This is a genomic window from Pedobacter sp. MC2016-14, from assembly GCF_020991475.1.
Lineage (GTDB): Bacteria > Bacteroidota > Bacteroidia > Sphingobacteriales > Sphingobacteriaceae > Pedobacter.
On sequence record NZ_JAJMPA010000001.1, the window covers coordinates 2,069,707 to 2,082,022 of the forward strand.

Genomic DNA, 12,316 nt, shown 5'->3' on the forward strand with positions numbered 1-12,316 from the left:
TAAAATTATAAATTCACACTTAGGCCTAACATAAAGCTTCTTGCCTGAGGATAACGACCTGTATCTAACCCATAGTTATCCATACCAATTTCCGGATCAAAACCTGAATATTTGGTAATGGTAAACAGGTTGTTTGATGTTGCATAAATGCGAACTGCACCTGTTTTAAACTTACTGGTTAAACTTGATGGAAGTGTGTAGCCAAGGGTTACGTTGCGTAAACGTAGATAAGATCCATTTTCAACGTAGAAATCTGAAGCATTAAAGTTTCCGTTGGCATCAGAAGTAGAAATGATCGGTACTTTTCCATTTGGATTTTCAGGTGACCAGGCGTCCAAAATACCGACAAGTTTATTATATGAAGGGCCACTGGCGCTATATGTGGTGCGCTTTACGGCGTTGAAAAGTTTATTGCCTTGTACACCTTGCGCAAAAATATTAAGGTCAAAGTTTTTGTAAGCTGCATTAAAGCTTAGGCCATAAGAAAAATTAGGATAGGCACTACCTGCAAAATAACGGTCTTTACTATCGATAGTACCATTACCATCTAAATCTGCAAACTTAAAATCGCCGGCTTTTGCATTAGGCTGTATTTTTGCACCACTGGCATTTTTATAGTTGTCTGCTTCCTGTTGGCTTTGGAAAATTCCTTCAGTTTTTAATACATAATAGCTGTATAATTCTTGTCCTGTCTTAACCACTAATGGGGCCAATTCGTTTCTAAAGTTATTTGTAATGGCTATGGTTTCTAATCCTTCATCCAGTCTGATCACTTTATTATTTAACTTGCCTAAAGTTGCATTCACGGAATAGTTAAAATCCCTGCTTTTATCACTGCTATAAGTAATGCCCAATTCAATCCCTTTATCGCGTACTAAGCCGGCATTAACGGTTTGTGTAGCCAATCCTGATGTGCCTGGGAGGGATTTTTTAAGGATCATTTTACTGATGTCTTTAATGAAATAATCAGCATTTAAGCTCAGTCTATTATTAAAAATGCCAAAATCAACACCAATATTGGTTTGTTTTGATTCTGCCCATCCAAGATTAAAGTTTTCAAGTGCAGTGGAAACATAACCGTTTTGAACAGTCGGTGTTTGTCCAAAATAGGCTTGCGTTGCCGTTAGTAGAGGGCTTGCATCCTGTTGATTTAAACTTCCAAGGTTACCAATATAACCATAACTTCCTCTGAGTTTTAATTCGCTGATCCAAGTGGTTTCTTTTAAAAAGTTCTCTTTATTCAACACCCATCCTGCAGAAGCAGAGTAATAATAATTTATCCTGTTATCTTTATTGGCCAAAAGAGAAGAACCATCTCTGCGACCGATCAATGACAATAGATATTTTTCTGAATAATTATAGTTTGCCCTGGCAAATAACGAAGCTAATGCATATTTAGTGAGGTAACTTGTAGCTGGCTGAGTGGTTGTGGCATTTACCAAATACCGGTAAGATGGAGACTCATCGTCAAACCCGATCGCGGAAACTGACATTCCTTTTTCAGTATACTTTTGAAAAGAATAACCACCTGTGAAATCAAGATTATGCATTCCAATTAGTGTGTGGTAATTAAGGACCTGTTCTGCAAGGAAATCAGACATCCTGCTGTTGCTTTCAACCAGGGAATTGCTCAATACGGGTTTACCGACTTCGGGACGTTTTGGCGTGAAGCTTTTATAATTGTTGAAAGATTTGGTGATACTTAAGTTTGACCTGAATGTTAAGCCCTTTGCCAAAGTAAGTAAGGCATAAGGATTGACTACAAGAACATTTAAAGGATTGCTGATGTCCATACGTTTTAGTTCAGCAACAGGGTTCACAATATCACCGTAATCGCCAGCGTACTGTCCTCCGGGTAAGCCTGCAAAAGATCCATCTGCATTATATGGCGTGCCATTGGTTGGGTAATAAATAGCAGAAAGTAATGCGCCGGTATAATCGCTGCTGGTATTGGCTCCATTTCCATCTGTACTGCTAAAAGATAGATTTTCACCAAATTTAAGCCATGGGGTAACCACATGGTCGGAATTTAGGCGAAAGTTATAGCGTTTAGCTTCTGTATTTAAAACGATACCTTCTGCTTTGCGGTAATTAAAGCTCATGTAAAAATTGGATTCTGTATTACCTCCATTAATGGCTGCATTGTAATCCTGAATTAAGCCAGTTCTGAAAATTTCATCCATCCAATTTGTCCGGGTAATTTGCCCATCGGGATATTTTGAGGCGTCAAATGCAGGAAGAATTGTTGTGTTTCCGTTTTTTGCAGCGGTGGCAGCAACCGCTGCACGTTGCACTGCGTTTAAAGATTCCACTTTTTTCCAAACACTTTGTGCTCCGGTTTTTGCATCAAAAGAGATCCTCATTTTTCCACTTGTGCCTTTTTTAGTGGTAATTAAAATTACACCTCCAGATGCTCTTGCACCATAAATAGCAGCCGAACCATCTTTTAATACGCTTATAGATTCGATATCATTTGGATTGATCTGTGGTGCACTAAAAATTGTTTTTCCAGTTACAGGATCTATTTTTGGAGTGCCCTGATAGATGGATCCGTCAATTACGTACAAAACATTTTCTCCGTTAATACCACCAGCACCTCTAATGTTTACACGGGGCGCTGAAGTTGGGTCTCCACCTTCATTGGTTACCATTACGCCTGGAGTTTTTCCTGCCAGTACTTCACCCACACTGTTTAATGATCGTGAAGATAATTTATCTAAAGCTACAGCACTAATTGCACCAGTAAGGGTTGTTTTCTTTTGTGTTCCATAACCTACAACTACTACCTCATTTAAACGGGAGTTGTCTTCCACCATAGCTACATTGATGATTGGGTTGTCTCCAACTTTTACCTGTACCGTTTTGTAACCAATCATAGAAAAAGACAATACCGCATCATCTGATACCCGAAGGCTGTATTTTCCTTCTGCATCGGTCCTGGTGCCTGTTTGCGTGCCTAAAACTTTAATAGATACACCTGGCATTCCCATTTTAGCGGTAGAGTCTTTTACCGTTCCGGTAATCACTTTTTCCACTTTTTGCTTTACTGGGAGGTTGCTTAGGATCACGAAATCTCCTTTTTCCATTGCCCTGAACCCGAGTGTACTTAACACCTTTGCAGTTTTTTCATTTCTGAAAGAAGCAGTCAGGTCGTTTCTCACAATTCTATCTGGATTGTAAACAAAACGAAGTCCGGTAATGGCTTCTATTTTCTTCAGGATAAGTGTGGTAGATTGTCCTTTTGCGATGGACATGGTAACCGTACTTTTCTCTAACTTTTGGGCCATTGTTGGCGAGGCCATAAGGGCTACGCAAAAGCTGCAAAGGACTGAAAAAGTTAATATTGAATATTTCATTGCTTTATAAAGAGCTGTTGACCTCTTAATTGAGGATTGTTTCATATATTTAGTGGTTTTATAACATTAATAGTGTTTTAAATAAGCCAGGTTATTTATTGGCATAAGGGGCCCGGCTTTAAATACCGGTGCTGATCTGATCAGCACTGGTTCATTTAATGGTAATTATCTCTTCATCTTTCTATAAATATTAAAGGTTTTATGATCTTCGGATGCATTGAATTTTAAGTGATGGAGGCTACAGAGGATGTCCAGGATCTCTTCTGGTTTTTGCCTGGTGTTAAATACTGCTGCACATTTTAAATTGTATAAGTCTGGGTGGTTTAGCACAATATTGATGCTGTATGCATATTCCAGTTGCTTGATGGCTTTTTGTAGCGTGGTGCCTTCAAAAACAAGATCAGTGTAAACGGGCTGAGGTGTATAACTAATCATGGCCATCCTTTTTTGTTTATGGTAGGAGAGTTGTTGGCCTTTGATTAAGGTACCAAAGGTTTGTTGAGTGTTACCCACCGAAACTTTACCAGTGGCCACTACAATTTCTATATTTCCCTTTGCATGATAAGATTTGATGGTAAAGGAAGTGCCGAGTACCTTGGTTTGTAAATCGTCTGATGTTTTTACAATAAAACCTCTGTGCGCTTCGTGTGCAACTTTAAAAAATGCTTCCCCTTCGGCAAGTTCAACTACCCTTTGGGATGAACTAAATTTAGCGGGATATAAAAGTTTTGAAGAGGGGGAAAGGCAGATTTCTGAGCCATCGGCCAATTTGATGTTCTTTTTTTGAGTTGCGGATGTGCTGATGGAAACAAATTGTTCTGCAGCCACTTGCTTAGTGGTGTGAGGCCATAATAATACTGCGAGGCCTGAAATGATCGCTATTGCGGCTGCAACCCTTAACCAGGTTTGTTGCAGCGGCAAGCGCAATATACCTCGCTTACTGGTGTGCATTACTTGTTGCAGTTTATCCTGCATTTGTTTTGCTATGACAGCTTTTTTTTCTTTTTCGAGGTAACCACCATCTTGCTCATACGAATTGTACCACTCTTCTACCTGTTTTGTAGCAATAGGGTCAAGCTCTTTATTTAAATATTTTTTAAGCAGTTCTTTTGCTTGTTCTTCTTGTGTCATCTATAAACAAGTCAACTCAAAAGAAGATTGGTACTAACGAAAGATGTTAAGGTTGAGTTAAGCTTGCGTTAACAGTAAACAGATGATCAATAGTAGGGTGTAGGACAGCTTTTTCCTAACCATTTTGAGTGCTGCGGAAATTTGATTTTTTACCGTTTGTGCAGATAGGTTTAGCTCGTCGCCAATTTCCTGAATGGACTTCTCTTGTTTTCTGCTCATCGAAAAAATGAGTCGCATTTTTTCTGGGAGTTCTTCCATGGCCTCATCAAGTTGTTTGTTGAGGTCTTTAAGTATCAGGCTGCTTTCTGCTGATGTTTGATGTTGATTGCCCAGCAGCCTGATGATGTCATCTTCGTGCTTTTCTTTAGCAATTGAAGATTTAAAATAGTTAATCACTTTGTATTTAACTGCTCCTTTTAACCAGGCTTCAAGGCTGCTGTCAATTTGCAGGCCTGCCCGGTTTTCCCAAAGTGAGATGAAGATTTCCTGGGAAATGTCTTGTGCAATGTCTTCATCCCGAAGCCTTTTATAGGCGGTATCCAATACCATCTCCCAATAATTTTGGTAAATGAATTCCATCGCTGCATGATCACCACTTTTCAATGAGGTTAGCAGGTTGTCTATGGATTGGGTGGCCTCGGCTTTGATGTCAGTTTTTTTTTCAAAAATACCGTAGGGATATTCCCTTAATATTAACAAATCTTAAAACTTGTATCCTTTGCAGGTAGGGGCCTTATTTATTTTAAGTTTTATCTGGAATTAGGCTCATAACAATAGACAACCTGATAAGCCAGGTTTTTTAAATTAGAAGAGAGCTGCCCGATGTTTAGGTTTTCTTTCTGTGGCGTAGGCTCACAAACCGAATAGGTTTTTCCCTGATAAACGATTGGCATTCCTATTGGTTTATCAAATTGTACAGCCATGGTGATGTGTGTTGGGTATAACATGGCAATCATGGGCAAGTTGTAAATCTCTTTTACCAGGTAAAAGAACAGTGCGGCGCGGTCGTCACAGTCGCTATACTTTGAAAACAAGGTCTCCTCTGGTGACAATCGCTTCTCTTTACCAAAGTTTTGTTCATCATCCTCGTATAAAAAGGCATAACGGGTAAAGCGCATCAGGTAATCCACTCCTTTTTTCTGTTTCATGCCTTCCAAATTCTTTTTAAGCATGGGGATTAGTGAACCATAAGTTTCTTTACTGAGTGGAATGTTAAAGTAAGATTCAAAATCAACACCAGGGTAATTTGCGAAAATGTTCTCCACCTCAGGATTGAGCATTACTTTAAAATGGTAGGCTTTGCGTCCATAATTAAACGCTATTTCTTTCTCCCGGTAATCTTCTGGTTTAAAATCTGGCATCCTGGTTACCTTATAAGAAAAAGCATCTTTAGCTTCCGGTACGCTGATCATTTCATAGGGCGGCACTTTGTTTAAGTCTGCATAGGCATAATCATGATGGTTTAAACACATGTATTTTTTGCCCCTATAGGTAGTAAAGGGAATGTCTGAAATGTCTTCATCATTGTATACGTAAAAGATGATGCGGTTGTCGGCAATGGTTAACCTTACATCGTAACCAGATTTTGCCATTAAAAACCATTTGTAAAAAGTGTAGCGCTCATAGTTTTCTTTTTTAGGGCTAATTTCCTGGGCGGTTTTGCGTACGAGCTGGTAATATAACCAATCGTTTAAATGGTGGTTGGCTTTGTAAGCTGTTAAGGTGTCTATAATAGCTTGATAGGAACCTTTGTTGACTTGATCATAACTGTTCAAGATATATGTCTTAGAAAGCTCTGCTGGTGGCGCAACTAATACGGAAGGGTCTACTTTTAAGTTGAATGTGTCATTATAAAACTCAAAACTGATGATGTGCGCTTTGTCCTGACTAAAGCCGGTTATCGTACTTAGCAGGAAGAGTAATATTCCGGATATGGTAAGCAAACGGTTCATGACGGGTTAATGATTTGGTTATTTTAAATATACGTAAAATTTACAATAATAAAATGTAGCAAATTAAATAGATGTGATTCAGATGAGATACGGGAATTCTGTAGAATTTACAGTTCAATGTTAAGGAATTCGAAAAAATTCAAAAGTTAACACTTGCTTAATATGTATTGTTGCCTTGATTTTGGGCTTGTTAACATAAACTTAATATTGAGGAAACATGAAATTAAGGCTTTGTTGGGTTTTGAGCTTAAAAACGTAGATTATAAAAATTGCCTTCCTGATGGTTTAAAGCCATATTTTAATCTCATTTTAATCCATTTTTAATTTCATGTTAATTCCGATTGGTATTAATATCAATTTAATATTAACATCATGTTGCGGCTGTAGTTTTGGAAAAAATAAAAACAAGCAATGAAAACAAAGCTACAATTTGCTGCACTTATGCTCCTGATGTTGATCGGGCTTAGCGTAAATGCGCAGGTAACTACCTCAAGTGTCAATGGAAAAGTAAGGGATGCCAAAGGATTGAGCATTCCCGGAGCTAGTGTACTATTGATTAATGTTTCTACGGGTGCCAAATATGGTGCTGTTACATCGGCCGATGGATATTTTCGTTTAACAAACTTAAATCCTGGGGGTCCTTACAAACTTACTGTAACGTATATAGGTTACAACAAACAAGAAAAAACTAATATTAACCTTGGCTTAGGGGTTGACCAAAGATTGGACTTTACCCTTGTTGATGAAGGTCAGCAGCTGAGCGAAGTAACTGTAAAAGGTACCAAAGGCGGTACTAAAATAGGTTCTGGTGTTCAGATAGGTGAGCAACAAATCAAAAACATGCCTACGGTAAGCCGCAGTTTAACTGATATTACACGTGCAACGCCACAGGTAAGTAAAGACAACTCTTTTATGGGAACTAACTTTAGGTACAACAACGTAACTATTGATGGTGCCATTAACAACGATGCGATTGGTTTTAGTCCGTCATTGGGTGGCCAGAGTGGAAGTTCTGGTATGCCAGGTAGCAGTACAAGAACTAATCCTGTATCTATTGATGCCATTCAGGATGTTCAGGTATTACTGGCACCTTATGATGTTAAGATTGGTAACTTTACCGGCGGTAGCGTAAATGCGGTAACCCGTTCTGGTACAAACACGGTATCTGGATCAGTGTATGGTTTTGGACGTAATGCTTCTTTAATCGGTAAAAACAAAACTGGTGACGGTTCTAAACTGCCTTCATCTTTCCATGAATATCAAACTGGTTTCCGTTTAGGCTTGCCAATTGTTAAAGATAAATTGTTCTTCTTTACCAATGAGGAAATTACCCGTCGCCAGGACCCTGTAATTTTAGGAGCTGGTTCTGCAGATATGAAAGTGATTAACCTTGCTGATGCGCAAAGAATTACGGATATCATGAAGACAAACTATGGTATTGATGTTGGTTCTTTTGATAATTACAATGTATATGCAAAATCTAACAAGTTCTTTAATCGTTTGGACTGGAATATCAATGATAAAAACCAGTTGACCATCCGTAACAATACCATTAGATCTGAAGCTACAAACTTAGAACGCGATCAGCAAAACTTTAGGTTCGGTGGTATCGATTTTATTCAATACAACAACCAGAGTTCTACTGTTGCTGAATTAAAAAGCAGGGTTTCTGCTGATTTTTCAAACAGCCTTGTAATTGGTTATTCTAATATTCATGATTATAGGGAGCCGACTATTAACGCTGCAATTCCTCAAATTGAAATTAAAGGAACTGGCGGAACTATATTCCTGGGATCGGACCGTGAAGCGAGTGTTTTTAACATGAAACAGAAAACATTTGAATTTACCGATAACCTAACCTGGACTAAGGGAAAGCATACCTTTACTTTTGGTACGCACAATGAATTGTACAACATCACTTACGGATTTGTAAATGCATGGAACGGAAGGATCAATTATGATGGCATCAATCAGCTTGCTGCCAATCAGCCTTCACGTGTCAGGACCAATTTTAATTATGCAAACAACAGCAGGGATAACATTATGAGTAATCCTCCTGCAGAGTTTCGTGTAAATATGTTTAGTTTATATGGAGAAGACCAATTTCAATGGACTGACCGTTTTAAGCTGACTTATGGAATTAGATTTGACCTGGCCGATATGCCAAACAAACAGCCATTGAGTACAAAAACAACCAATGCTCCTGTAGATCCTGCTTATGGAACAACTTACACTTACACTCAGCCTAAAGACATTAAAAATGATTTCTTAGGTCAGGTACAGATATCTCCAAGGGTTGGATTTAATTTCGATGTATTGGGCGATCAAAGTTTGGTGATGCGCGGTGGAACTGGTTTGTTTACTGGTCGTGTTCCTTTTGCATGGTTGGGTTATGCGTATTACAACAATGGTGTAACTTACGGTGCTTACGACAAGTCGTTTACGTATAGCGGAACCAGCCAGGTAAATCCTGCTGTAGGTTCTGATCCGATCAGAGATGCCTTAACTGGTAATGGTGAGGCTGGTTTTGTGGCTAAACAAGGGGTAAATGTAAATAATGCTAATGGTGCCACACAGGTAGATTTAATTGACAACAACTTTAAAATGCCAAAAACATGGAGAAGCAGTTTAGCATTTGATTATAAAACTGAAAATCAATGGAAATTTACTGTTGAGGGTATTTTTACCAAGGTTATCCATGATTTGAAATTCCAAATGATTAACCTGGCTGATGCACCAATTTATTATCCTTATGATGTAAATAAGCAACAGCCAATTTACCAAAGAGTTGCTGGTACGCAAGCTATCAATCCCTTATATACCAATGCTTATTTATTGTCTAATACAAGTGAGGGATACCGTTACAGCTTAACGGCACAAGCTAGCAAATCAATGGGGAATTTTGACATGATGGTAGCTTATACTTACGGACAGTCTAAAGATATTACCAACGGAATCCGTAATTCAATGGAAAGTAACTGGCAATTAAACCAGGCTTTGAATCCTAACGATCCGGGTTTAGCAAATTCTAACTTTGATATTCGTAACCGCATTGTATCGTCAATGAACTACAGGCACAATTGGGATGCTCAGGGTAAATATGCTGCAAGCTTCTCCTTATTCTTCAGTGCGCAATCTGGTACACCATACTCTCTTGGATTGGTAAATAGTCGGGTTAATGGAACAGGACAAACAGTGAGTTTGCTATATGTTCCTAATGTTGGCGAAACTGCTAAGTTCTTTACTACTGCAAATGCCGCACAAGCTGCAGCTTTTGATGCCTACATTGATGGTAATAACTACCTTAGTTCTAGAAGAGGACAGTTTACAGAGCGTAATGCTGTACGCACGCCATGGAACTACCAGGCTGATTTCCGTTTTACTCAAGACTTCAGGATTGTAACAAACGGGGATCACAAACATACTTTGTCATTTACCTATGACATCGTTAACCTTACCAATTTATTGAACAAAAAATGGGGCGTACAATACTTCTCTCCTAATACCTTCAATTCAATGGCTAGTATGGGCTTAACTACGGCTGCTGCAGGTACTGCAACTGCGTACCCAACTTATACTTTTAAAGATGCTGATGTGAGCAGTTATTCTAAAGACTTCTTCGCATCTCGTTTTCAAATGCAATTTGGATTGAGATATAGCTTCTAATTCCAGTTTTGATTTATATAGTAAAGCCCTGTTTGCGTTATGCAGACCGGGCTTTATTGTATTGTAGTGGTTGATAAGCACCCGGTTTTCTGTTTTTGAAATATAGACACTAGGTAAATTATCGGATATTTTTACTAGTGCACCAGGTAAAATATCCGATAATTTACCTAGTGCTCATTAAAGTAGCTTTGTTTAAATGAGCTATTTGGACAATGTGGTTTGATAAATGACTTTACCTTCTGCATTGATAACTTTTGCATTGAACCTGTTTTTATCTGCCGAGAAATACATAAACCCATAATCTGCGGCTTCAAAACGGCTGTAGGCTATTCCAGTGGTAACAGGTGTAACTTCAGAACCTGCGCCTGATATAAAATGATGGGTATGGCCTTCTGGTTTCAGGTGTTGCAGCGAATGGTCGTGACCTGATAAATAAATGTCAACTTTGTTGCGCTCTAAAACATCCTTTAATACTTTCCTTACTGCAAGGGTATCGTAGTTTTTGATCCTTGGGCCAACAGTATAAATTGGGTGATGGCCAATGACTATTTTCCAGCGGACCGAACAACTGAATTTGAAGCGCTACGTTTTCTTTTAATTGATCGCGCTGTTTCCACAAACGGATAAAAGTAAGCTGTACCACCTCTTCTGCAAGGTAAGCAGATTGCGTTTTGTGGTAAATGAAACTATAAAGCTGGGCATGGTGTATGGAATACGCTTCTTCAAGAGCTGCGGTACTGTTTTGCTTTAGTGCACTTGTTAGAGATAATTCCATTCGGGACAAAATTAGTCCCGTACCATTAGCTTATCTGCACAGTTAAGTTAATATTGTGTGAAGTTACCTGTGGTTTAAAAAGTTGCTATACCATTTACCCGATGCTTTTATAGTGCGCTTTTGCGTTTCAAAGTCAACATGGATAATCCCGAAACGCGGATGGTAACCTTCTGCCCATTCAAAATTATCGGTAAGTGTCCAGATGAAATAACCATTCACATTTACACCTTCGTTCTTCGCTTTTAACACATGGCCCACTGTTTCCTGTAAATATTCCAGCCGTTCTTTATCGTGTATTTCTCCATTTTCGGAAATCGCGTCTGGAAAGGCGGCACCGTTTTCAGTAATATAGATGTTCCTGATTTCCGGATAAGCATTGAATTTTTTAAGGATATGGTAGATGGCGGGAGGGTAGACTTCCCACCTCATGGTGGTTATAGGAACATTTCTATCTTCTGCCTTGATTAGCCTTGCGTGCAGGTAAGGTGTAAAAAGCGAATACTTAACAACTTCCCTGGTGTAGTTTTGAAGGCCGATAAAGTCAAAGTCGAAGCGCATTTTACCTTCATCGCCAGGGCGCTGATATTTGCTTATTTTTTTAAGTATGGAGACAGTTTTGGAAGGATAGCCCAAACCCAGCACAGGTTCTATAAATAACCGGTTAAAAAGGGCATCGGCCCTTGCAGCAGCGGCAACATCTCTTGGTTTGTTGGAAAAAGGCTCTACATGCGCGCAGGAAAAAGTAGTGCCAATTTGTGCCAATGGTACCATTCTGCGTAGTACCCTGCCGCCTTCTGCCATACACAGTACAGCATGGTGTATAGCTGGTAAAAAGTTTTTTAAGCCCTTTCTTCCTGGTGCATGAATACCTAAAAAATAGCCTGCCCCGGTAAATACCATCGGCTCATTCATTACAATCCAGTTTTTAACCCTGTCGCCAAAATGCTGGGCGCAGACTTTAGTGTAGTCGCTAAACCAGGATACGATAGTTCTGTTGGTCCAGCCTCCTTTTAATTCCAATTCATGTGGCAAATCCCAATGGTATAGGGTAACCCAGGGCTCTATATTATTTTGCAGACAAAGGTCAATAACCCGGTTATAGAAGTCTATACCTTGCTGGTTTACCGCACCGGTGCCAGAAGGCATAATCCTTGTCCAGGAGATTGAAAAGCGGAAATTAGGGATGCCGAGCTGCTTAATCAGTTCAATATCTTTTTCATAAGTATTGTAAAAGTCGCATGCGGTATTGGCGTGCTGCGCATCTTTAATGGCTCCCTTCTTCTTGGTAAATTCATCCCATATAGAAGCACCTTTTCCATCTGTATCGCAACTGCCTTCTACCTGGAAAGCAGCAGTAGTTATACCCCAATAAAAATTTTTGCCAAAAAGATCCCTTTTCAGCCCTTGCTCGTCTTGCTCCATTAATGTGATCGCCT

General features: G+C 39.2%; 8 protein-coding genes. 1 reads left to right on the plus strand and 7 read right to left on the minus strand.

Annotated features, from left to right (window positions below; all coding sequences use genetic code 11):
- Window positions 1-5 precede the first annotated feature (5 nt).
- The 4 genes from LPB86_RS08660 to LPB86_RS08675 all read right to left on the minus strand — a co-directional run bounded on the left by LPB86_RS08660 (window position 6) and on the right by LPB86_RS08675 (window position 6,439).
- Window positions 6-3,356, minus strand: coding sequence for a TonB-dependent receptor (locus LPB86_RS08660; RefSeq protein ID WP_230642402.1), 3,351 nt, complete (start codon window positions 3,354-3,356; stop codon window positions 6-8).
- 165 nt (window positions 3,357-3,521) lie between these two features.
- Window positions 3,522-4,487, minus strand: coding sequence for a FecR family protein (locus LPB86_RS08665; protein ID WP_230642404.1), 966 nt, complete (start codon window positions 4,485-4,487; stop codon window positions 3,522-3,524).
- Window positions 4,488-4,544: 57 nt separating this feature from the next.
- On the minus strand, window positions 4,545-5,186 hold the full coding sequence (locus LPB86_RS08670; RefSeq protein ID WP_230642406.1) for an RNA polymerase sigma factor: 642 nt from the start codon (window positions 5,184-5,186) through the stop codon (window positions 4,545-4,547).
- A gap of 50 nt (window positions 5,187-5,236) precedes the next feature.
- Window positions 5,237-6,439, minus strand: coding sequence for a hypothetical protein (locus tag LPB86_RS08675; RefSeq protein WP_230642409.1), 1,203 nt, complete (start codon window positions 6,437-6,439; stop codon window positions 5,237-5,239).
- A 411-nt stretch (window positions 6,440-6,850) separates the two neighbouring features.
- On the opposite strand from LPB86_RS08675, the gene LPB86_RS08680 reads away from it, so the two are divergent.
- Window positions 6,851-10,105, plus strand: a complete 3,255-nt coding sequence (locus tag LPB86_RS08680) for a TonB-dependent receptor (protein WP_230642411.1) — start codon at window positions 6,851-6,853, stop codon at window positions 10,103-10,105.
- Between the two features lie 201 nt (window positions 10,106-10,306).
- Here the strand turns inward: LPB86_RS08680 and LPB86_RS08685 are convergent, their stop codons facing one another.
- From LPB86_RS08685 to LPB86_RS08695, 3 genes are all read right to left on the minus strand, one after another.
- Window positions 10,307-10,654 carry a hypothetical protein gene (locus tag LPB86_RS08685; protein ID WP_370632815.1) on the minus strand — a complete coding sequence of 116 codons (348 nt, stop codon included), beginning with the start codon at window positions 10,652-10,654 and terminating at the stop codon, window positions 10,307-10,309.
- Window positions 10,545-10,880 carry an RNA polymerase sigma factor gene (locus LPB86_RS08690; RefSeq protein WP_230642413.1) on the minus strand — a complete coding sequence of 112 codons (336 nt, stop codon included), beginning with the start codon at window positions 10,878-10,880 and terminating at the stop codon, window positions 10,545-10,547. The genes LPB86_RS08685 and LPB86_RS08690 overlap by 110 nt, the downstream gene beginning before the upstream one ends.
- A 63-nt stretch (window positions 10,881-10,943) precedes the next feature.
- Window positions 10,944-12,302 carry a GH1 family beta-glucosidase gene (locus LPB86_RS08695; protein WP_230642415.1) on the minus strand — a complete coding sequence of 453 codons (1,359 nt, stop codon included), beginning with the start codon at window positions 12,300-12,302 and terminating at the stop codon, window positions 10,944-10,946.
- Window positions 12,303-12,316: the final 14 nt, after the last annotated feature.